At 70.7% G+C, this 21,293-nt stretch carries 17 protein-coding genes and 1 pseudogene; 5 read left to right on the forward strand and 13 right to left on the reverse strand.

What is annotated here, in order from left to right:
• Nucleotides 1–17: 17 nt before the first annotated feature.
• From ACWGJ2_RS12805 to ACWGJ2_RS12825, 5 genes are all read right to left on the reverse strand, one after another.
• Entirely contained in the window at nt 18–1,358 is a 1,341-nt protein-coding gene (locus tag ACWGJ2_RS12805; RefSeq protein ID WP_453346077.1) for an SGNH/GDSL hydrolase family protein, read from the reverse strand.
• Entirely contained in the window at nt 1,355–2,101 is a 747-nt protein-coding gene (locus ACWGJ2_RS12810; protein WP_453346078.1) for an SAM-dependent methyltransferase, read from the reverse strand. The genes ACWGJ2_RS12805 and ACWGJ2_RS12810 overlap by 4 nt, the downstream gene beginning before the upstream one ends.
• Nucleotides 2,102–2,369: 268 nt before the next feature.
• A complete protein-coding gene (locus ACWGJ2_RS12815) occupies nt 2,370–4,058 on the reverse strand; it encodes a WD40 repeat domain-containing protein (protein ID WP_453346079.1) in 1,689 nt (562 codons plus the stop codon).
• On the reverse strand, nt 4,055–4,720 hold the full coding sequence (locus tag ACWGJ2_RS12820; RefSeq protein WP_453346080.1) for a GTP cyclohydrolase II: 666 nt from the start codon (nt 4,718–4,720) through the stop codon (nt 4,055–4,057). Before ACWGJ2_RS12820 ends, ACWGJ2_RS12815 begins: the two co-directional genes overlap by 4 nt.
• 248 nt (nt 4,721–4,968) lie before the next feature.
• Nucleotides 4,969–5,901, reverse strand: a complete 933-nt coding sequence (locus tag ACWGJ2_RS12825) for a 4Fe-4S domain-containing protein (protein WP_453346081.1) — start codon at nt 5,899–5,901, stop codon at nt 4,969–4,971.
• A gap of 435 nt (nt 5,902–6,336) precedes the next feature.
• Here ACWGJ2_RS12825 and metG point away from each other — a divergent pair, with 435 nt between their 5' ends.
• Nucleotides 6,337–8,058 (forward strand): methionine--tRNA ligase, encoded by a 1,722-nt coding sequence (metG, locus tag ACWGJ2_RS12830; RefSeq protein ID WP_453346082.1) that lies wholly within the window; start codon nt 6,337–6,339, stop codon nt 8,056–8,058.
• A 123-nt stretch (nt 8,059–8,181) separates the two neighbouring features.
• Here metG and ACWGJ2_RS12835 read toward each other — a convergent pair whose 3' ends face one another.
• From ACWGJ2_RS12835 to ACWGJ2_RS12850, 4 genes are read right to left on the reverse strand one after another with little or no spacing between them, the layout of a single operon-like run.
• A complete protein-coding gene (locus tag ACWGJ2_RS12835; protein ID WP_453346083.1) occupies nt 8,182–8,673 on the reverse strand; it encodes a hypothetical protein in 492 nt (163 codons plus the stop codon).
• Between the two features lie 31 nt (nt 8,674–8,704).
• Complete coding sequence (locus ACWGJ2_RS12840) at nt 8,705–8,974, reverse strand: hypothetical protein (RefSeq protein ID WP_453346084.1); 270 nt, start codon at nt 8,972–8,974, stop codon at nt 8,705–8,707.
• Nucleotides 8,971–9,249, reverse strand: a complete 279-nt coding sequence (locus ACWGJ2_RS12845; RefSeq protein WP_453346085.1) for a hypothetical protein — start codon at nt 9,247–9,249, stop codon at nt 8,971–8,973. The genes ACWGJ2_RS12840 and ACWGJ2_RS12845 overlap by 4 nt, the downstream gene beginning before the upstream one ends.
• 26 nt (nt 9,250–9,275) lie before the next feature.
• Nucleotides 9,276–9,611, reverse strand: a complete 336-nt coding sequence (locus ACWGJ2_RS12850) for a hypothetical protein (protein WP_453346086.1) — start codon at nt 9,609–9,611, stop codon at nt 9,276–9,278.
• A gap of 366 nt (nt 9,612–9,977) precedes the next feature.
• Between ACWGJ2_RS12850 and ACWGJ2_RS12855 the strand changes: the two genes are divergently transcribed.
• The gene (locus ACWGJ2_RS12855; RefSeq protein WP_453346087.1) at nt 9,978–10,460 is read left to right on the forward strand and encodes a hypothetical protein; all 483 of its coding nucleotides are present in this window, start codon (nt 9,978–9,980) and stop codon (nt 10,458–10,460) included.
• Nucleotides 10,461–10,486: 26 nt separating this feature from the next.
• Entirely contained in the window at nt 10,487–11,863 is a 1,377-nt protein-coding gene (locus ACWGJ2_RS12860; RefSeq protein ID WP_453346088.1) for a hypothetical protein, read from the forward strand.
• A 160-nt stretch (nt 11,864–12,023) separates the two neighbouring features.
• On the opposite strand, the pseudogene ACWGJ2_RS12865 reads toward ACWGJ2_RS12860, so the two are convergent.
• Nucleotides 12,024–12,926, reverse strand: a pseudogene (locus ACWGJ2_RS12865) (non-reducing end alpha-L-arabinofuranosidase family hydrolase); the annotation flags it as partial.
• A gap of 649 nt (nt 12,927–13,575) precedes the next feature.
• Here ACWGJ2_RS12865 and ACWGJ2_RS12870 point away from each other — a divergent pair.
• Nucleotides 13,576–14,595 carry an alpha/beta fold hydrolase gene (locus ACWGJ2_RS12870; RefSeq protein ID WP_453346089.1) on the forward strand — a complete coding sequence of 340 codons (1,020 nt, stop codon included), beginning with the start codon at nt 13,576–13,578 and terminating at the stop codon, nt 14,593–14,595.
• 15 nt (nt 14,596–14,610) lie between these two features.
• Here ACWGJ2_RS12870 and ACWGJ2_RS12875 read toward each other — a convergent pair whose 3' ends face one another.
• Together ACWGJ2_RS12875 and ACWGJ2_RS12880 are read right to left on the reverse strand one after the other, a co-directional pair.
• Nucleotides 14,611–15,195: a dihydrofolate reductase family protein gene (locus tag ACWGJ2_RS12875; protein ID WP_453346090.1), complete on the reverse strand. Its 585-nt coding sequence runs from the start codon at nt 15,193–15,195 to the stop codon at nt 14,611–14,613.
• Between the two features lie 27 nt (nt 15,196–15,222).
• Nucleotides 15,223–15,915: a TetR/AcrR family transcriptional regulator gene (locus tag ACWGJ2_RS12880; protein ID WP_453346091.1), complete on the reverse strand. Its 693-nt coding sequence runs from the start codon at nt 15,913–15,915 to the stop codon at nt 15,223–15,225.
• Nucleotides 15,916–15,966: 51 nt separating this feature from the next.
• On the opposite strand from ACWGJ2_RS12880, the gene ACWGJ2_RS12885 reads away from it, so the two are divergent.
• Complete coding sequence (locus ACWGJ2_RS12885; RefSeq protein WP_453346092.1) at nt 15,967–16,872, forward strand: SDR family oxidoreductase; 906 nt, start codon at nt 15,967–15,969, stop codon at nt 16,870–16,872.
• Between the two features lie 105 nt (nt 16,873–16,977).
• Here ACWGJ2_RS12885 and ACWGJ2_RS12890 read toward each other — a convergent pair whose 3' ends face one another.
• A complete protein-coding gene (locus ACWGJ2_RS12890; RefSeq protein ID WP_453346186.1) occupies nt 16,978–21,213 on the reverse strand; it encodes a discoidin domain-containing protein in 4,236 nt (1,411 codons plus the stop codon).
• Nucleotides 21,214–21,293 lie beyond the last annotated feature (80 nt).

Genomic DNA, 21,293 nt, shown 5'->3' on the forward strand with positions numbered 1-21,293 from the left:
AGCGTTCGTCACGGATGTCACGGATGCCTCCGCTCGCTGGCGGTCGCCGGGGCGCCGCTGAACGGCTCCAGGGGAACCGTTCCGGCGACGGCCCGGTAGCCGTCGTCGTTCAGATGGATGTGGTCCCCGCTGTCGAAACCGGCCCGCACCCGCTCCGGGTCCGCGGGGTCGCGCACGGCCGCGTCGAAGTCGGCGACGGCGTCGAAGTCCGCCAACGCGTCCTGGGAACGCAGCCGTTCGTTGACCGCCACCCGCGCGCGCTCCGCCTCCGGGGTCCAGAGGGGCGAGCCCTTGAACGGGGTGAGGGTGCCGACGACGACGGGCACACCCTCGGCACGCAGCCGCGCCGCGATGGTGCGCAGCCCCTCCACCACCTCGTCGGCCGTGGCGAAGGGCTCCAACTGGAGGTCGTTGATGCCCTCGTACAGCACGGCGCCGCGTACCCCCGACTGCCCGAGCACATCGCGCTCGAAGCGGCCGAGCGCGCTCGTGCCCCGCTGCGGCCGGTCGGTCTCCTGGCCGTCGCGCAGCACGCGGTTGCCGCCGAGCCCCTTGTTCAGCACGCCGGTGCCGCGCGTCGCGGGGGTGTCGGCGAGGCGCCGCGCGAAGGCGTCCGTCCAGCGGCCGTTGCCGTCGACGGTGGAGCCGCCGCCGTCGGTCTGCGAGTCGCCGAGCGCGACGATGGTGCCGCGCGCCTCGGGCCCTCGCACATCGACTCCGGTGAGGAAGAACCAGGAGGTCTCGGTGCTGGTGAAGGACTCGGCGCCGTCCTCGGCCGCGTGGTCGCCGGGTTCCGAGAGGTACGTGTGCTGGTGGGCCAGCCAGTGCCAGGTGACGGGGCCCGTGGCGCGCGGCAGATGCGTGCTGACGAGGAGGTCGGACCCGGCGGGCACGTCGAACCCCAGCGGGTCGCTGTGCTTCTCCGCGCCCGCCGCGACGGTGGTGCCCTTGGCGCCACCGTCGAAGGTGACCTCGCGCAGGCTGCCGGGCACCGCCGAAGCGGGTGAACCGGGTTGGGAGAGTGCGACGGTGGTACGGCCGAGCGCCAGCGGTGTGCTGCCGTAGGCGTGCGAGAAGCGCAGCCGCAGCGAGTCGCCGCCGACGGAGGTGTGGGCCACCATGCGCAGGGTGCGGTCCTCGAAGCCGTCGCGGGAGATGCCGTCGGGCGCTGCGGGTGCGGGTGCGGTGCCCCAGGTGCCGGTCCAGCCGGAGGCACGGTCCGCGCCTCCTGCGCTTCCCGCGCTGGCCGTCGTGGGCGAGAGCAGCGCGGCGCACATGGCGGCGACGCACCCCAGCACGGCCCAGCGCCGCACCGCTTTCCCGGTGCTTCCCCCGTGACCCCCGTTGCCCCCGTTCACGTCAGCTCGTCGGCGTCGGCGTCGGCGTCGGCGTCGGCGGTGGTGGCGGTGGGCGTGCTGCGGAACGTGCCGACGAGGTAGTGGAGCGCGTCCCTGCCCCGTGGCACGGTGCGCAGCTCCACCACGCTGAAGCCGTGCGCGGTGAGCAGCCCGGCCAGCTCTGCCTCGGTAAACTCCCGGTACAGCCGCCGCCCGCCGTTGACGAACAGGTCGCCCCGCTCGGCCGCCGAGTGGAACACGGAGACCGTCAACAGGCCGCCAGGGTGCAGCAGTTCGTGTACGCGCCGCAGATAGGCGGGGTAGCGGTCCGGGTGCTGGTGGTGCAGGCAGCCGTTGTCCAGTACGGCGTCGTACTGCCGTGCCCCGGTCAGCTCGCCCGGCTCCGTCAGCTCCGCTGCCCCGAACCTGGCGCGTCCCGGCCAGCGTGCGCGGAGCCCGGCCCACTCGTCCGATGCGACGAGGTCGATGCCCGTCACCCGGTGGCCGCCCGCCAGCAGGATGGCCGCGTCCCGGCCGTGTCCCGTACCGATGTCGAGGATGTGCGCGTCCTGGGTGTCCGCCAGCGCGGCCAGCAGGATGCGGGGTGTCTCGCGCATGGCCTCCTCGCCGGTCCAGATGTCGCGGCCGTGTGCGTAGTGGTCCGTGAAGTCGGCGCGCAGTACCGCCGCGTACTCCTCGTCGGCGAGCGGCGGCGCCGCGACGGGGACGACGGTGTACGCCTCGGCTATGTCATGTGTGTCCATGCACCTATGGCTCCTGTCGTGTGGGGAGTGCGGCGCGCGCCCTCGTGTGCGGAGCGCGGCGGCGGGCCGTGGGCCGCGGGCGCGGTGACGGTTCGTACCGGCGCACGAGGGCACCACGGCACGACCCGGCACCGCGCCCGGCGCGGCCTGGGGTGAGGAGAGGGGATGGGGGGTGGGCGGCGTCGGGGCACGGAGGGGCCCGGCACCGGGAGAGGAAACGTGAGGGGTGAGAGAGGGGGCGGGGCACCGTCACCCCGCCGACGGGCCCTCAGCCGTCGATGGGGTGCACCCGGCCGTCGTAGGAACCGGCGACGAAACCCTTGCGCTGTGCGTCGTAGGCGAGGCAGGAGATCCCGGCGGTGGTCGGCCGCACGTCGACGGTCCAGCTCCCCTCGGCCCGGTCGTAGAGCGCGACGCGCCCGTCGTAGCTGCCTGTCGCGACGAGGCGGCCGTCGTCCGAGGCCGCCACGCACTTGACCGAGTGGGTGTGCGGGGTGGCGACGTTCTCGGCGCGGCGCTCCGGGTCGAAGAGGCGCAGCACCAGGTCGCGGCTGACGGTGGCGAACCAGCCGTCGGCCAGGCCCACACAGCCGTTGGCGATCTTCTCGTGCGCGTCCTCCACCGTCGCCACCGGCTCCAGTGTGGAGATGCGGTACCAGGTGGCGGACGCGTCGGCTGCCACCGAGAAGAGGAAGTCCCCGCTGACGGCCACACCCTTGACGGCGTTGGCGTGCAGCGGCAGGTCCCGTACGTGCTCGACGCCGCCGTCCGCGGTGAGCCGCAGCAGCAGCCCCTCGCCGGTGTAGGCGCCGACGACCGCGTACCGCTCGCCCTCCCGCTCGAAGGCGACGGCGCAGTTGAGGGGCGAGTGGTGCTGGTACAGCTCCTTGCCCGTCAGCGCGTCGAAGACCTTGCCGAGCTGTCCGCCCGAGAGGACGAGCGGGCCGAGCGGGGTGAGGAAGTTGCACAGGCTGCCCGTGCGTGCGACGAGCGCGCCGTCCCTGCGCACCTCGCCCGCGTCGCCGACGGTGAGGACCTCGCCCGAGTCCGTCGGCAGCACCGCGTTCACACCACCGGTGGGCGCCACCTCGGCGGTCTCCCAGGTGCGGGTGCGGTAGTCGTAGCCCCGGTAGCGGGCGCCGAACGTGGCGAAGACCAGGGTGGTGCCGCCCGCGAAGGCGCACGAGCGCGGCCACACGTCGTCGGGCAGGTCGGTGGCGTCCACCTGCGAGGGTGTGTCGCCGGAGACGTCCCACAGCCGCATCGTGCGGTCGTAGCTGAGGCTGACGAGCAGATCGCGTCCGTCGTCGAGCACCAGCCGTTTCACACCGGCACCGTGCGCGGGGACGACGGTGCGTCCGGAGTCGGCGATGACGATCAGTTCGCCGTCGTCGTTGCCCGCGAAGATGGTGCCGCCGGAGGAGATGGCGATGGTGTCGGTCTCCACACCGTTCATGTCGAGGTCGGCGATCAGTCCGCCGCTCTCCAGGGACCAGCGCTTGATGGTGCCGTCGTCGCTGGAGGAGATCAGCTCGTCGGCGCCGCGTGCCCACTCCACGGAGATGACGTCGGCGGTGTGCCCGGTGAAGGTGGCCAGCAGTTCGCCGGAGAAGTCGTAGACGCGCACCCTGTGATCGCGCGACGCGGTGGCGATCCACTCCTTGGCGGGGTGGAACACCGACATCTCGACGTCGTCCTCCTGCTCCGCGAAGACGGCCTTCAGCCGCAGGTCAGGCACGGTCCACAGGCGGGCCGAGTAGTCGCTGGAGGAGGTGAGGAGGTAGCGCCCGTCGGGCGAGAACTGGCACTGGTTGGCCAGGTGGTCGTGCAGGGAGCGGCTGAGTGCCTTGCCGGTGGCCTGGTCCCAGCAGATGACCTGGTTGTCGTAGCCCGCCGTCGCCACGTAGGCGTCCTGCCAGGCGGCGATGCCGCTGATCGGTCCGAGGTGCTGAATCATATGGCCTCCTCCGCGAACGTGATGGTGTGCCCGCTGTGCTCGACCTTGGCGCGCAGATAGCGGTCGTTGTACGCGGTACGGAAGGTGCCGGTCGGCACCACCTCGTCCACCGCGATGCCCGCGGACTCCAACTGGGCCTGCTTATCGGGGTTGTTGGTGAGGAGCCTGATCCGCTGCACGCCGAGCGCCTGGAGCATCTGCGCCGCCACCCGGTAGTCGCGGGAGTCGTCGGAGAAGTCGAGTTCGCGGTTGGCCGCGAAGGTGTCGAGTTGCAGCTCGTCCTGCACCCGATAGGTGTCGATCTTGTTGTAGAGGCCGATGCCCCGGCCCTCCTGGCGCAGGTAGAGCAGGATGCCGCCCGCGTCGGCGATCATGCTGACCGACTCGTCGAGCTGCGGGCCGCAGTCGCAGCGCCCGGAGCCGAACACGTCACCGGTCAGGCACTCCGAGTGCAGCCGTACCAGGGGTACGGAGGTGACCGGCGCGAAGGTGACCGCGATGTGCTCGCCGTCGTCGATGAGGTCGCTGAAGGTGACCATTTCAGCGGGCTTCCATGTACTCCCGGCCGACACCGGCACGGTGACGCGGGTCCTGACCATCGCCGCGGAGTACGTCCGGGCCGACTCCATCGTCGGCGTCTCGTCGCTGGACACGTTGAGCATGGTTGTCCCTCCCGTGGAAGCGGCGCCGCTACGAGGGGCGGCGCCATCTACACACGATGGGGGGTCAACGGGATTTGCACAGTACGGTGTACCCAGCAGCAGTACCGAAATCTTCTTCGCCGGGCACCGAAGCCTTTTGCGTTACGTAAGTGCCTGCTGAGACCCCCGTGTTGCCTGTGTTTCCCAGGTGGGAGGGCACTCGGGCCGCCGCGTCCTTCACCGGCGCAAGGTGTCGTCAGCGCCCCGCATCACCACCGCATGGCGTCGAAGTCGACGGGCCCTGGCCGCAACTTCCGTGCGCGCTTGGCCAGTTGCCGCAGCCTGCGCGCCATCTCGTCGGACGGCAGCCGCCTGCGGTCGCCGTGCCCCGGCAGCAGCCACTCGAAGCGGAGACTGCCGACGGTACGGTCCAGCGAGGCCGCCTGCTCCGTGATCGAGTACCAGGTGACGTTCGCCGCCACCTCCACGTCGCCCGTCGTCCGCGACCAGTACATGCTGTCGCCGCTGAAGCAGTACCGCTCGTCGGCCACGTAGAGCACGCTGCCCCGCGTGTGCCCCGGCAGCGGGTACGCGGTCACGCCCGCCGCGATACGGACCGGGTCCGTGCCGCGCAGCACCTGGTCGGCGTCGGGCGCCGCGTCGAGGTCGCCCTCGTGGATCCACAGCCGGGCACCGAAGCGGTCCGCGTAGCGGCGGCCGTGCGCGGCGTGGTCCCGGTGCGTGAGCAGCACGTCGGTGATCCGGCCCAGCGCCTCGTAGCGGTCGGCCAGCTCCGTGCTCCAGCGCGGGGTGTCGATCATCATCCGGGTGCCGTCGGCGCGCAGCAGCAGATAGGCGTTGGCGGCGGCGTTGCGGGGCGCGTTGTGGCCGCACAGGTGCACGTGGTCGTCCAGCGCGAGGGGGTACGGGTCCATCGCGGGGTCGAGGCGGTGGGCCGGGTGGCGGATCGAGCGGGTGTGGCAGGCGAAGGCGGCGGCGTAGAGCTGCTGTTCCTCCGCCGCGTCCCGTGGCTGCCGGATCATCTCGGAGCGGCCCCGCTCCTCGCGGATCAGATCGGGCGCGAGCTGGCGCGCCACGTCGCAGTTGGTGCACCGCGAGTCGACGTACCAGCCCTCTTCCGGGGCGGGCGCGGGGGTGGGGGCGGACGTGGCGGCGGGTGCGGGGGAGGGGCCGGTGTCCATGGCGGGGTTCCTTCCAGATGTGCTGGTCGGCGGGGTGCCGGGCGGGTGTGCGGGCCGTTCCAGGGTTTCGGCGCGGGCGGCAAAGCGGAAGGGGGGACAGCGGTTGTGCTTCCCCTGACCAGCGCCTCTCGGCCACGGCCGCGAGTGACGCCCGTAATAGCATGAATGCCCCTTTATATGCTCCTTGTGCGCCCTTCAGTGGACGCGCCTCCGCACACCAGTGGGCCCGGGGGAAACCGAATTCCGGGATGAGCGCGCCGGTCGCTAGGATGAGGGCGGCCCGCACTAGCGCATCGTCACGCAGAGTGCACGAATGCTGGACGTGTCGTGCGTACCAGTTCGTGGATGGCGTTGTATGGCGTTGCTGCGTTCCGTTTGACCGCACCCGCCGCGGCGCCTCCCCAGGGGCCGCAAGATCAATTGGAGCATCCGAGGATGGCTCGACACCTCATCACCAGCGCGCTGCCGTACATCAACGGGATCAAGCACCTGGGGAACATGGTCGGGTCGATGCTCCCGGCCGACGTGTACGCGCGCTATCTGCGCCAGCGCGAGCACGACGTCCTCTACATCTGCGCGACGGACGAGCACGGCACCCCGGCCGAGCTGGCCGCGGCGGCGGCAGGGCTCCCCGTCGACGAGTTCTGCGCCCAGCAGCACGACGCGCAGCGCGCGATCTACGAGGGCTTCGACCTCGCCTTCGACTACTTCGGCCGCAGCTCCTCGCAGCAGAACGTCGAGATCACCCAGCACTTCGCGCGGAAGCTCAACGAGCACGGCTTCATCGAGGAGCGCGCCATCCGGCAGGTCTACTCCGAGGCCGACGGGCGCTTCCTCCCCGACCGCTACATCGTCGGCACCTGCCCCTTCTGCGGCTACGAGAACGCGCGCGGCGACCAGTGCGAGAACTGCACCCGCGTCCTCGACCCCACCGACCTCATCGAGCCCCGCTCCGCGATCAGCGGCAGCACGGAGCTGGAGGTGCGCGAGACCAAGCACCTCTTCCTCCTCCAGTCCAAGCTGGCCGGAGAGGTCGAGCAGTTCATCGACGCGTACGGCGAGGAGTGGCCCGTGCTGTCCTCCTCCATCGCCCGCAAGTGGCTGACGGAGGGTCTCCAGGACCGCTCCATCACCCGCGACCTGGACTGGGGCGTGCCCGTCCCGGCCGACACCTGGCCCGACCTCGCGGCCGAGGGCAAGGTCTTCTACGTCTGGTTCGACGCCCCCATCGAGTACATCGGCGCGACGAAGGAGTGGGCCGACGCCGGCCCGGAGGAGCGGGACTGGAAGTCCTGGTGGTACGAGGCCGACGACACCGTCCGCTACACCGAGTTCATGGCCAAGGACAACGTCCCCTTCCACACCGTGATGTTCCCGGCCACCCAGCTCGGCACCCGCGAGCCGTGGAAGAAGGTCGACTTCGTCAAGTCCTTCAACTGGCTGAACTACTACGGCGGCAAGTTCTCCACCTCCCAGAACCGCGGCATCTTCACCGACGCCGCGCTGGAACTGCTCCCCGCCGACTACTGGCGCTACTTCCTGATGGCCGCGGCGCCCGAGTCGGACGACGCGTCCTTCTCCTGGGAGCTGTTCTCCTCCGTCGTCAACAAGGACCTCGCCGACACCCTCGGCAACTTCGTCAACCGCGTCCTGTCCTTCTCGCGCAAGCGCTTCGGCGACGACGTGCCCGCGGGCGCCGAGCCCGGCGAGGCCGAGCAGCGGCTCGGCGAGGAGATCGCCGGGCTGCTCGCGGAGTACGAGGCCCAGATGGAGGCCCTCCAGTTCCGCAAGGCGGCTGCGGCGCTGCGCGCGCTGTGGAGCGCGGGCAACGTGTACCTGGAGGAGAAGGCGCCCTGGCTGGAGATCAAGACGGACAAGGACGCGGCGGCGCTGACGCTGCGGACGGCCATGAACCTGATCCACCTCTACTCCGTCGTCTCCGAGCCGATCATTCCGGCCACGGCGAAGGCCATGCGTGAGGCGTTCGCGCTCGACGGTGACACGGCACGCTGGGTCTCCGCCGACGAGGCCAGGTCCCTGTCCTCGGTCCCGGCCGGGACGGGCTTCACGGTGCCCCCGGTCCTCTTCCAGAAGATCACCGAGGACGACCTCGCGGCCTATCGCGAACGGTTCGGCGGCGAGCCCGAGACCGCGTAAGCGTGTAGCGGCGCCCCGGTGTGCGTGCGCCTGCCCCGGCGCGGGGTCTGGGCGCCGGGGCAGGCGGGGCCCGTCCCCTGGACCGCTGCCGACGGTTTCCCCAGGGGACGGGGGTAACGGGGGTCAGCTTGGCTGCACCGTCGCGAGTTGGAGTGTGCGTCCGCCGACGAGGGGTGCGGTGAGGATGACGGTGCGGCCCTGGTGTTGCAGGGCCTTGCCGATGCGGGTGTGGCGGGCCTGCCACCAGTGGCGGGGCGCGAGCAGGGTGGAGACGCAGTCGCGTGTCTCCCCGTCGACGGCGATCCGCTCGCCCTTTTCGCGCAGGCGCAGGGCGTGGCAGGCGTGGGCGGTGAGGAGGGTGGCGAGGTTGCCTTCCATGATCTCGATGACCTGGCCTCGCGGCATGGGGCGCGGGTAGCTGGTGAGGAACGCGGGCCCCTGCGGCAGCTCGTACATGAGGCGTACGGCGCGGTCCTGGATGCGGCGCATCACGAAGCGCGCCTGCTGGCCTTCCAGCACGGCGACGGGGAAACCTGACGAGGTGGCCCAGCCGTGAGGGTCGTAGAGGACATCGTCGGGATCGGCGGGGATGAGGACGGTGTGATCGCGAGGCACGGGGCTGCTCCAGGTCGGTGGTGGGTGGGGGTCACGGGTTGCGCACCACGCGCAGGGCGGGTGGCGCTGGGTCGACGGGTTCGGTGTCGGTGCGGCGTTTTCCGGCGCCGGTGAAGACGGTGATGGCGCGGGCGACGGTCTCCCCTGTGACCTCGGCGCGGATCGTGGCCAAGGGGAGATAGGCGCCGTGACCGGGGCAGAGCCACACCGGGTTGTGCCAGGGGTAGCGGGCTGTGGGCAGGTAGCGGACGACGGGGCCCACATGGCCGCCGCCCTCGACCTCGCAGGCGTGGCGGGTCACCGGTGCGTGTCCGTGCTCGCGGTACGGGCTTCGTCCTCGGCCGCGCAGGGGTCGCAGACCTTCACGGGGACGGTGCGTGTGCGTGTCTGCGGGCTGGCGCCCCGCTCGTCGCCGGAGTACAGGTCGAGGACAACCTGCGTGCCGGGGCGCTGGCGGCAGCGGAAACAGCGCTCTGCGGCCCGCCGCGCACACTCGGAGCAGATCTTCACCGGAACAGCGCGCGGGCCTGCCGCATCCCCGGCGGGCAGGACGTAGATCTCCACCGTGCCCGGCAACCGGCGGCAACGCACGCAACGCGGACTCACCGCCCACCCCTGCTCACATCGTCGCGGGGCCCGTGCTCGGCACGGATCACGGCGTCGAGCACCACGTACAGCAGCCGCGCATCCGTGAGCCCGTGCTCGGCCCAGCCCCGCACCCAGTGTGTGAAGGCCGAGCGGGTGCACCAGCCGGGCGGAACCGTCACATGCTGCGCGGTGCTGAGCAGTTGCACCCACGAGGTCTCCGGCACCACCCACCCCCGCGTCGCACCGGGCGGCACCAGCCAGGTGAGCCGACACCCGTACGGGTCCCGGATCACCGCCCCCGACTCCCGCCCGAGCCGCGCCAGCACCCGCTCCCCCAGATACGCGGGCACCTGGACCCCATCCCAATGGACCCCGGCAGGCATCAACTCGGCGACGACCCCGGCAGGCGGTGCCCAAGACGCACCACCGGCTGGGCGGGGAGTCGCGAGCGGGGAGGCAACCCGGTTTGCGCTGCGCTGTTCGTCATCGCGCTCGCCTGCCTCGTACCCGTAGTCGGTCACGCAGCGGTCTCCCGCTACGCTCATAAAATCGGTCACTCGCGGGCTTACCGGGCCTGCCGGGCACAGGCGGCGCTCGCCGGGCTCGGCGAGGGGGAGCCTCTGCGCGCGTAGTTCGGCGGCAAAATGTGCGAGGCCGCTGCTCGCGCTGTCGGTGGTCACGCAGCGATCCCATCGCGGACCGGGACCGCAGGGGATATGACAACCTATGACATGGAGTCGACCATGGGCCGCGCGGTCACCATCACAGGAACCCGCTCCACCGGGCACCGCCCTCACGCCGACTATTCCCGGCTCTTCGCCGACTATCTCGGGCCTTTCGCCCATGGCCGGACGCACTTCTACATCGGCGGCGCCAAGGGCATCGACAGCCTGGCCCTGCTGTGGCTCGCTGAGGAGAGCAGCGCCCTCCTGACCGTCGTCGTGCCCAACACTCTCGACCAGCAGCCCGACGATGCCCGCCGGGCCGTCGCCCGCGCCGGGGAGCGCATCCACGACGTCGTGGAACTGCGCGCCGAGCAGGTCGGTACGGCCGCCTTCCACGCCCGCAACCGGTGGATGGTCGATCACAGCGACATGACCATCGGTTTCCCGCTCGCCGCCGGGCCCCGGTCCGGCACCTGGCAGACCCTCGATTACGCCACCCGGAAGGGGCAGCCGCGCCTGATCGTGCCCGTATAGACAGCGGAACGGGGCACCATACCGGCATGAGCGAGGCGAACTGCGAGGCGGATCGCGCGATGGCGGCGACGACGATGAAGTCGCTGCGCCGCCATCGCGGCATGTCCCTGGCCGATCTCGCACGCGCTCTGCGAGAGCACTCGACCCGCACCGGTCAGCCGCTCGCCGCGAGCCAGGCCAGCGTGCAGCGCACCGTCGCCCGTTGGGAAGCGGCACGGCCTGTCCCGCCGGGCGCGCGCTACCGCCACCTCCTCGCCCTCCACTACGGCCACTCTCCCAGCGGCGAGACGGCGCTCGGGGCCGGCTCGGACTTCGCAGAACTCTGCGACGCTCTCGCGCACTTCGGAGTCGGCGAGGAAGAGCTGCGCAATCTGCGCGACTTGATGGTGCGCATCGCTACGGCGGACGGCTGCGGCCTGCTGGCTCTGCTGTCCCCATCGGTGCGCGCACCGCTCGCCGCCGCGCTCGCCGACCCCACCCGCACCGACGAAGACTTGACGGTGCACCTCGGCGCGCTGGTTGCCGACGTCGACGCACAGGTCAGCTCGATGCCGTTCGCACGGCTCCAGCTTCTCCTCGCTCCCGCCGTCGACGCGTGTCACCGCCTCATCGGCGGTGAGCTGCCCGCCCCGCTGCGGCCCGCGATGCATGAGGTGGCGGCTGCCGCCTTCACCCTCGCGGGGCGCCTGGCCTTCGAGACACGTGATGACGCGGCGGCAGCGGCACTGTACGACGCGGCGACCGCGGCCGCCGCCGTGCTGCCCCCGTGGCGGCGGGCCTCCGTCCACATGAGCCACGCCCTGGTCACCCTGTACGGAACGCCCGGCCGCGACCGGGACGGTCTTCCGCGCGGGCTCGGCCCCGCCCGCGCCTTCGTCGACGCGGCGGTGTGCGACGCCCGCGCGGGCGACAGCGTCACCGTCCGCGCCCGCACCCATGCCCTCCAAGCGGAGATCGCCGCCCGCGCCGGTCAGCGGCGCCACGCCGAGGCAGCCCTGTCCCTCGCCCGCTACGACCTCGGCCAGAACCAGCACGGCGATCCCGTGCCGAGCAGCTTCACGACCAGTCATCTCCAAGGGTTCGAGGGCCTGTACGAGCTGTACGTCGGTGACGCCGAGACCGCGCACCGGCAGTTCGCCGCCTCCGTCGCAGCGCTCACCGCGCCCCGGGAGCAGGTACAGCGCTCCATCGTCCGTGTCGATCAGGCCCTGGCCCGGCTGCGCCTCGGAGACGCCAAGGCGGCCACGGAGCTTCTGCACCTGTGCGTCGAGGCGGCGTCTGGCATGGGCGGCCGGGTGCCCGCGCTCCGGTTGCGCGAGGCCCGCAGGCAACTGCGTCCGTGGCGACGGGAGGGCTTCGTCGCGGACCTGGACGACCACCTCATCGACCTGCTCGGCACCTGACACGCACGCGAGCCGAAGTGCGCGGGCCCGGTGGCGAGCCCGAGTCCGCGTATGCGTGGGGCGGCGCCCCGGTGTGCTGGGGCGCCGCACGTGGGGCGTTCGCGTCTGCTCCGGGTCCGGTTCCGGGCCCGGAACCGCGAGCGCCGTTAACCGGGGGTGGTCAGCGTTGCAGGGTGAGGAGGCCCGGTCGCCAGGGGAGTTGGTTGTAGGGGCCGCCCGCGGTGGGGGACTTGCCCTGGTAGAGGAACTGGAGGTTGCAGGGGTCGATGGTCATGGTCTGGTCGGGGTTGTCGCGGACGAGGTCGCCGTGGCTGATGTCGTTGGTCCAGGTGGCGCCGCTGTTGGCCTTGCCCGCGAAGGGGTTGCTCTCGCTGGCGGCCTGCGGGGTCCACGAGCCGTTGAGGCTGGAGGCGGTGAAGGAGCGGAAGTAGCGTCCGTTCGCGCCCATCGCCTCGACGATCATGAGGTACTGGTTCTGGCCCTGGACCTTGTAGACCTGTACGCCTTCGAACAGGTTGGCCTTCGTGTCGCTCATGACTGTCGTGTACGAGGAGCCGAAGCTGCCGGGGAAGTTCCCGATCGGCATGCTCGCCCGGTAGATCTTGCCGTTGTCGCCGGCGAAGAACAGGTACATGTTCTGGCCGTCGGCGATCAGGGTCTGGTCGATGGGTCCGGTGTCGGAGCCGGAGATGCTGCCGGTGAACAGGGGCTGTGGCGAGGACCAGCCGTTGGGGTTGGTGGGGTCGCTCGATGTGCGGTAGATGAACGGCCACGCGCCCCACTGGTAGGCCAGCACCCAGATGTTCTTGGGCGCGAAGTAGAACAGTGTGGGCGCCACCGCGGCCTGGTTCATCCCGCTCTGGCCGGCCGAGGCCATGTCCGACCAGTTGCTGAAGGGGGTGAACGTCATCGAGCCGTAGGACGATCCCGACACGTTGGACGCGTAGACCAGGTGTTTGCCGTTGTACGTCACGGTGGTGAAGTCCTTGAGCGAGAGCCACCCGTTCGCGGGCTGCGCCAGCACACCCGTCGATGACCACCGGTACGCCGACGGGAGGGAGCACGCGCTGGCGGACGCCTGGGCCGGATTGTTGGCGACGAGCATCGCCGCCAACGCGACCAGGGCCGTCATCGCGGCGGCGAGCACCCCTGGGAGGGTTTTGCGGCTGAATTTTCTTCTGCGCATGAGAACCTCTCGTTCCTTGAGTGAGCGGTTCCGGTCGGCCACATCGGAGGCTGTTCTGACGGTCGACGTGGTGCTCGATACGGCCGGTGGTGGCTGCCGCCGCGTGACGACGCGGGGCCGACGAGGCCATGGCACAGGCATAGCGGGTGGCTCCTTGCGGCTTGGCCGTTTCGATGGGCGTGACCGGAGGCGCGCTGCTGGGCGAGTGGAGCACTTCGGGTGTGTTCGTCATATCGAACATGTGCCGAAGTATCGAGCAACCTGGATGATAGGGAACCGGCGAACGGCGTCAATGCCTCTCACAGAATTCGCGGGCGACGCCGCGGGGACTGTGCCGTGTTCGCGGTCCGCGACGCGGCACAGGCGTCACCCGTGGCCCCGACCACCCGCCCTTCGCGGCCGTATCCCGGGCGAAACCCGGCGGAAACCCCGCGTGCCCGGACAGCGTTCTACGCTCGGATCAAGGGGCGTGCCCGGGCGAACAGGCGGCCGGGGAGCCGAGCCGGGAGGCGACAGAGTGGGGTCCGTGCCGGGAGCGGGACGGCTGCGGCCGGTGGCCGAAGGGGACGTCCGGCTGCGGTACCGGGTGGTGCACGGCTACCGCCGCGCGTACCGCACGGCGGGGGAGGGACCCGCGATGGTGCTTCTCCACGGCATCGGCGACTCCTCGGCGACCTGGAACGGGGTCATTCCCGGCCTGGCCAGACGGCACACCGTCGTCGCCCCCGACCTGCTGGGGCACGGCGCCTCCGACAAGCCCCGCGCCGACTACTCCGTCGCCGCCTACGCGAACGGGCTCCGCGACCTGCTCGGGGCCCTCGGGATCGACCGCGTGACGCTGGTCGGGCACTCACTGGGCGGCGGGGTCGCGATGCAGTTCGCCTACCAGTTCCCCGAGCGCACCGAGCGGCTGGTGCTCGTCAGCACCGGCGGGGTGGGCGTCGAGGTCAACCCCGTGCTGCGCGCGGTCTCCCTGCCGGGCGCCGATCTGCTGCTGTCGGCACTCACGCTGCCGGGGATGCGCCGGCAGACCCGGACGTTCGCCCGGCTGGCGCGGCTGCTCGACACCGATCTCGGACAGGACGCGCCCGACCTGCTCAACCTCGTGGACGCGCTGCCCGACGCCTCGGCACGCAGCGCCTTCATCCGCACGCTGCGCGCCGTGGTCGACTGGCGCGGGCAGGTCGTGACCATGCTCGACCGCTGCTATCTGGCCGAGGGGATGCCCACGATGCTGCTGTGGGGCTCGCGGGACAGCGTGGTGCCCGTACGCCACGCGTACAGCGCGCACGCGGCGATGCCCGGCAGCAGGCTGGAGATCTTCGACGGGGTGGGCCACTTCCCCTTCCACGCCGACCCGGTGGGTTTCCTCGCCCGCGTTGAGGACTTCCTCAACACGACCGACGCCGCCGACTGGAGCGCGGAGCGCTGGCAGGAGCTGCTGCGCGCGGGGCGCCCCGGGACGGCGGCGGGGCGGCCCGACGACGCGTACAACCGCGCCGTCGAACGCGATCTGCGCGAGACGAGCGAGCGCAGCGCGACCTGACGGGCCGGGCCTCCGTCAGCTCTCCCGCTCATACGTCCGCACCGTCACACCGTTGCCGAACGTCCGCACGGAGCCGAGTGCGAAGCGGTCGAGGCGGAAGTCCGAGGCGAACATCCGCATGCCGGAGCCGAGGATCAACGGGTAGGTCTTGATGACGAGTTCGTCCACCTCGTCGCGCAGTTCGCCCGCGAGCCGGGAGCCGCCGCACAGGTAGATGCCGAGTGCGCCCTCCTCGGCCTTCAGCTCACGGACCTTCGCGGCCACGTCGCCGGAGACGATCTCCACCGCCGGGTCCGGCGACTCCTTGAGGGTGTGCGAGGCCACGTACTGGCGCATGTGCGCGTACGGGCTGGTGACGCCGATGCCCAGGGCCAGGTCGTAGCTGGCCCGGCCCTGGATGACCGTGTCGAACCGCTTGTTCTCCAGGTCGTCGATGCCCAGATGCTGCCGTCCGTGGGTGGGCAGGGTCTCCGGGTACTCGGAGGTGAGGAAGTCGAAGTACTCCTCGTCCACGTACTGGGTGAAGAACTCCGCATCGCCGTCCGGGTCCCCGATGAACCCGTCGATCGAAGCGGCGATGAAGTAGCTGAGCTTTCGCAAGCCGGGCTCCCTGTGCTGTTGTCGTGGCTACATATTAGAGGGCTTCGCCTCGGAGGGATGCCGCCCGCCGCCGGTGTCCGTGACCATGCGGACGAGGGTGTCGACCAGCTCGTCGGGAGTGGTGCGCATCTTGTCGGTGCCGAGGTGGCCGCTGAGTTCCATCTCCGCGATGCCGTGGGCACTGGCGAGCAGCAGTGCGCCGTAGTGCTCTGTGTTCCGCTTGCCGACGAGGTCGGTGACGATGGCCAGGAACTCGTCCTGGAAGCGTCCGGCCGCGCGGGCGCGGTCCGCGGCCGGGTCGTCCGCCGGGCCGCACAACTGACGCTGGACGCGGCCGAGTCCATCGCCGAGTCCTTCGCCGAGTTCTTCGGGACGGTGTCCCGGGCGCCTGAACAGCATCTGGTACAGGTGCGGTTGCTCCCGGCCGACGCCGATGAGGATCCGGAGAGCGCCGCGCAGCCTCTCGGCGGCCGACAGCGCGGCGTCGGCACGCAGGGCGTGGACCTGGTCGGCGATCCGTTCCCAGCTCTCGGTCGCGACGGCGGTCAGCAGACTGTCCTTGCCCGTGAAGTGCCGGTACGGCGCGCCCCGGCTCACGCCTGCCCGCGCGCCCACCTCGCGCAGGGTGACGGCTTCGGGGCCGCCGAGGTCGAGAAGCTCGGCGGCCGAGTCGAGCAGGGTGCGACGGGTGGCGGCGGCGGATTCCGCGCGGGTGACCATGGCGCCCATCATACAGTTGACAGCGTCATCTGAATCAGTACGGTAACCAAGATGACAACGTCAACTGAGACTCGACGGCTGGCCGTCGTCACGGGAGCCTCCACCGGCATGGGCGCGTCGGCCGCCCGCGAGCTGGCCCGCCGGGGGTTCCACGTGCTGGCCGGTGTGCGACGCGAGCGTGACGCCGACGCCATCCGCGCGCCCGGCATCGAGCCGGTCATGCTCGACATCACCGAGTCCGAGCAGGTGGAGGCGCTCGCGGCGCGGGTCGCCGACGACCCGCGCACGCTGCACGCGCTCGTCAACAACGCGGGCATCCAGGTGAACGCCCCCGTCGAAACCCTGCCGTTGGCGGAGTGGCGGCGGGTCTTCGAGGTCAACCTGTTCGGCCACATCGCCGTCACCCAGGCGCTCCTGCCCGCACTGCTGCGCGGCAGGGGCCGAGTGGTCAACATCAGTTCGGTCGGCGGCAAGTACGCCATGGCCACATACGGTGCTTACGCGGGTGCGAAGTTCGCCCTGGAGGCCGTCAGCGACTCGCTCCGCCGTGAGGTGGGGCCGCTGGGCGTACAGGTGGTCGTGGTCGAGCCCGGCGGCGTCCGCACGGAGATCGCCGCCCGAGGGGCCGCGACGGCGAACGACCTGGCGGCCCGGATGACACCGGAGCAGCACGAGCGCTACGGCGACCTGGTCCGGGCGAACAACAAGCTGATGGCCTCGGGCACCGCGTCGGGTCTGACCGCCGACGCCGCCGCCCGGGTCATCGCGAAGGCCGTGACGGCCCGCCGGCCACGCACCCGCTACACCGCGGGCCGGGACGCCGCCCTGGTCATGCGCCTGGGCCCGATGCTGTCCGACCGCGCGCTCGACCGCGTCCTGGCCGCCAACCTGCGCCGCCACTACCCGAAGGGAGCCACGGCACGGCCCGCCGCGAACTCCGCCTCGCCCCCTCTTTGACCCGGGCGCACCCTCGTTGACCCGGCCGCACACCGCCGCCCGGCCCACTTCGCGGGGACCGGGCGGCGGTCGGCGGGGTGCTGTCGTGCGAACCGTGTCACGTGCTCACGGGTTGATGTTGATTTTGAAGGTGGAGGTGGTGTTCTTGACATCCTGTGCGTTGCCGCTCATGCGCAGGCCGTTGAAGGTGACCTCGCCCACCGCCGGGCCCTGCCCCGCCTCGGGCATCTCGTTGGCCCAGATGCCGAAGCCGGACTTGGCGTCGTACTCGTCGCCGCTCTTGCGCGCTCCGGTGATGGAGATGTCACTGAACACGGTGTCCTTGACGGGGAACTGCGGCTGCCCTCCCACATAGTTGGTCTGGAACATGACGCCGTGGTACGTCGGATCGACGATGTCCACGTTGTTGACGCGGATGCCCTGGAACACCTTCGAGGCCGAGAAGCACCAGATCCCGGGGAAGGTCTGGGAGCCCCAGAAGTGGCCGCCCGCTCTGATGATCGAGATGTTGTCGAAGGTCGTCGGATCGGTGCCGAAGCCGTTCATCGGGTAGCCGAAGTCCAGTGAGCTGATGGTGATTCCGGAGTACACCAGCGTGTCCGCGATATGGATGTTGCGGAAGGTGTTGTTGTAGCCGCCGTAGACGGCCACACCCGCCGCGCGCCAGGTCAGGATCGACGTCAGGTTCTCGTAGACGTTGTCCTTCATGTCGGCCCCTCCCGCGTCGATCGCCGAGAAGAGCGCGAAGCTGTCGTCACCCGTGGCCCGCGCCTCGTTGTTGGAGACGAGGTTGTCGGTGCTGCCGTTCGTCATGTTGATGCCGTCGGCGAACATGTTGCGGATACGGGAGTTCTTGATCGTCACCTTGTCGGTGTTCGCGCCCCAGTAGAGGCACACCATGTGCTCGTTCCACACGTTGTCGATGACGATGTCGGAGACGTTGGAGAAGTCGAAGACCTTCCCAGGGCCGTCGATGCGTGAGGTGTAGTTGCCGAAGTAGGCGAAGTCCGAGAACGAGGAACCCTTCGCCGTGTTGTCGGCGCGGAAGCCGATGTCGGTGTTCTCCTGGCCCGACGGGGCGTGGAAGCGGGTGTACCACGGCCCGGCGCCCACCACCTTCACGGCCTTTCCGTAGACCTGGAACTTGCTGGACGTCTGGTAGTCGCCCGCGGGCAGGTACACCCCGACGAGCTTCCCCGTGGTGTCCATCCGCACCCGGTCCAGCGCGTTCTGCACGTCCTGGTGGCTGAACCCGGCCGGGACCGCGTACGCGGCGGGATCCGGGTTGGGGTTCTGCGTGGCCTGTTCCAGGCTGACGAAGTCGATCGCGTACTTCGAGGTGTTGGCGCTGTTCTTCTGGAGCTTGATCTTGCTGCCCGCCGGGACAGTCTTGCCCAGCATGACGTTGGCCTCGTCGTAGATGTGCCGTGCCGGGCCCGCGCTCGGCGAGTTGCCCGGACCGGCCTCGGCCCCGTACAGCCAGGCGTACTTGGAGGTGAGGTCGATGGACTTGAGGAACGCGCCGTCGACGTAGACGTTCAGCGTCGCGTCGATGCCACCGCCGCCCGGCGCGTCCGGGATGGAGAAGCGGGTGACCAGCGTGTTCGTGGCGGCCTTGGCCGTGAACTCCACCGACTCACCGGTGTTGTCGAGGGTCACGGCCTTGCGCCCGGACGCCTCGCCCGCGACATCGCCGACGGTGCGGTTGGGCCCGACGACCTTCGCGCCGCCGCCCGTCGCGCCGTCCTCCGCCTCGTACGTGTCGTACGGCATGTCGGCGCCGCGCCCCACGAAGAGGGACTCGGTGCGGGTGTTGTTCTCCCGCTTGACCGGCAGTTCGTTGGCGTCGTCCGCGACGACCGTCTTCACCGAGAACTTGCCGTTGGCCGCCGTCCATGTGCCCAGCCGCACCGGCTCCGTGGTGCTGCCCTCGCCGATCGTGCCCGTGTGGGAGCCGGTGAGGGTGCGCACGCTCTGGCCCTTGTCGTCGAACACCTCCAGGGAGATGCCGTGCGCACCGTCGGCCGAGGCACGTGTGCCCTGGTTCTTCAGCGCGACGGAGAAGGTGACGGTGTCACCGCTCGACGGCGAGCCCGGCGACCAGCTCACCTGGGGGACCAGGTCGGAGCTGGAGACGGGCTTGACGACCAGCGGGTCCGGGCTGGTGTAGGTGTTGTTGGTGTCGTTCTGCTCGATGACCTCCTCCGCCTCGTCCACGACGGCGCTCAGCGTGTAGCTGCCCGCCTCCCGCTCGCCGATCTCCTTGCTGACGGTCGTCGACGCACCGGCCGCCAGCGCGCCCACCGAGGCGGTGCCGACCTTGGTGTCACCGAGCCGGAAGGCGACATCGGTTGCCGGGGACGCCTCGGTGCCGCTGTTGCGCACCGTGGCCGACAGGGTCACCTTGTCCGTCTCGACGGGTGCCGAGGGCGAGGCGGTCAGACCGGTGATCTCCAGGTCGGGGTTGGGCGCGGCCACGCCGTTGACCTGGAACTCCGCGATCTGCCCGGCCGGTGCGCCGCTGTTCGCGGTGAACTTCAACTGCACGTCGGCGACCCGCGCCCCGACGGGAACCGTGACGGTGTTCCCGCCGGACGGCTTGAACGCGTACTCCTTCGCGGCCACCAGGCTGCTGTACGAGGTCGCCTTCTGCTCGCGGCCCAGCACCTGGATCGTCTGGGTGCGGTCGCCCCAGGCACTGTCCGGGTTGAGCTTCAGCACCAGCTCGCTCACGTCCGCGTTGGCGCCCAGCTTCACGGTGAGCGTCTGCGGATAGCTGCCGCCCGCGCCCTCCCAGTACGTCGAGGTCTTGTTGTCGTTCGCGTTCTCCGCGACGTAGGTGTGCACATACGACGACGCCGTGATCGGCTTGCCGACGGCCAGGTTGGACCCCTCACCGGAGGACCCGGTGCGGGTGACGGTGTTGCTCTCGGGCGACTGGTTGCCCGCCGCGTCCCTGGCGCGCACGTGGTAGGAGACGGTGGTGCCCGCCGGCTGGGTGGTGTCGGTGTACGTGGTGACATCGCCCGCGACACTCTTGAGCAGTTTGTTGTGCGCGTAGATGCCGTATCCGGTGACCTTCACGTTGTCGCTCGACGGCTGCCAGCTCAGCTTGATCTGCCCGGCGGCCGGTTCGCTGAGCGTCAGCCCCGAGGGTGCGGTGGGTGCCTGTGTGTCACCGCCCGAGCCCTCGCGGGTGACGGTGTCGCTGTCAGGCGACTGGTTGCCCGCCGCGTCCCTGGCGCGCACGTGGTACGAGACCGTGGTGCCCTTCGGCTGAGTGTCGGTGTACGCGGTGACATCGCCGCCCACGCTGGTGCGCAGCTCGCCGTTGGCGTAGATGTCGTAGCCCGTGACCTTCACATTGTCGGTCGCGGCCTCCCAGGTGAGCCTGATCTGCCCGTCGGACGGCTCGGTGTACGCCAGCTTCGCAGGCGCCGACGGTGCCTGGGTGTCGCCGCCCGTCGGGCCGTAGACCTCCAGCTCGGCGAGCTGCCCGGCGTGCTGGACGGTGTTGGCGCTGACCTGCACGCGTACGTAGCGGGTCGTGGTGGTGTCGAAGGGGATCGTCACCGTTCCCTCGTTCGCGGGCTCGAAGGTGTAAACCTTCGAGGCCGACAGATCCGAGAACGTCTCCCCGTTCTGGCTGCCCTGGAGCTTCAGCGTCTGCTCGCGGCTCTCCCAGTGCGCGGGCAGCCGCAGGGTGACGCGGTCCACGCGCACAGAGGCGCCGAGGTCGGCCTGGATCCACTGGGGGAGGTCGCCGTTCTTGCTCTCCCAGTAGCTCTTCCGGTCGCCGTCGCCCGCGTTGGCCGCCGCGTAGGTCTGTGTGACGCTGCTGGCCGTGAGCTTCTTGCCCTCGGCGAGGTTCGCCGTGGACTCCCCGGCCCCGTGCACCTCCAGTTCGGCGAGCTGCCCCGCCTTCCAGCCCGTGTTGGCCGTGATGTTCAGCCGTACGTAGCGGGTCTGGGCCGCGGGGAAGGACACCTTCACGGTGTTGGCCGCACCGGGGGTGAAGGAGCGCTCGGCCGAGGCGTCGAGGGTCGTGAAGCTCGTGCCGTCCGCGCTGCCCTGCACGGAGAGGGTCTGCTTCCGCGCCTCCCAGCCCGGCGGGAGCTTGAGGACGACCTCGTCCACGCGGGTGCTCCGGCCGAGGTCGGCCTGCACCCACTGCGGGAAGCCGCCGCCCCCGCCCTCCCAGTACGTCGACGCGTCGCCGTCGGTGATGTGCGCGGCGCCGTGCGCGCTCTCGGAGCCGCTCGCCGACGCCTTCTTGCCCGCCGCGAGGTCGGGTCCGCCCACGGCCGAGGCGGTGAGCGCGGGCACGCCCACCAGGGCCATGCTCGCGGCGACGAGGACGGCAGCCGCGCGCCGCGCCCGCCGCCCTCCGCGCAGGGTGCGACGGAGCCGGTGCCTCAGCC

It is taken from the genome of Streptomyces sp. NPDC054796 (genome assembly GCF_053611545.1).

Coding starts and splice junctions, on each gene's coding strand:
- ACWGJ2_RS12820 (WP_453346080.1), bottom strand. CDS start 4,720: ATGCTCAACGTGTCCAGCGACGAGACGCCGACGATGGAGTCGGCCCGG.
- metG (WP_453346082.1), top strand. CDS start 6,337: ATGGCTCGACACCTCATCACCAGCGCGCTGCCGTACATCAACGGGATC.
- ACWGJ2_RS12855 (WP_453346087.1), top strand. CDS start 9,978: ATGACAACCTATGACATGGAGTCGACCATGGGCCGCGCGGTCACCATC.
- ACWGJ2_RS12890 (WP_453346186.1), bottom strand. CDS start 21,213: ATGGCCCTGGTGGGCGTGCCCGCGCTCACCGCCTCGGCCGTGGGCGGA.
- ACWGJ2_RS12885 (WP_453346092.1), top strand. CDS start 15,967: ATGACAACGTCAACTGAGACTCGACGGCTGGCCGTCGTCACGGGAGCC.
- ACWGJ2_RS12815 (WP_453346079.1), bottom strand. CDS start 4,058: ATGATTCAGCACCTCGGACCGATCAGCGGCATCGCCGCCTGGCAGGAC.
- ACWGJ2_RS12880 (WP_453346091.1), bottom strand. CDS start 15,915: ATGGTCACCCGCGCGGAATCCGCCGCCGCCACCCGTCGCACCCTGCTC.
- ACWGJ2_RS12860 (WP_453346088.1), top strand. CDS start 10,487: ATGAGCGAGGCGAACTGCGAGGCGGATCGCGCGATGGCGGCGACGACG.
- ACWGJ2_RS12825 (WP_453346081.1), bottom strand. CDS start 5,901: ATGGACACCGGCCCCTCCCCCGCACCCGCCGCCACGTCCGCCCCCACC.
- ACWGJ2_RS12810 (WP_453346078.1), bottom strand. CDS start 2,101: ATGGACACACATGACATAGCCGAGGCGTACACCGTCGTCCCCGTCGCG.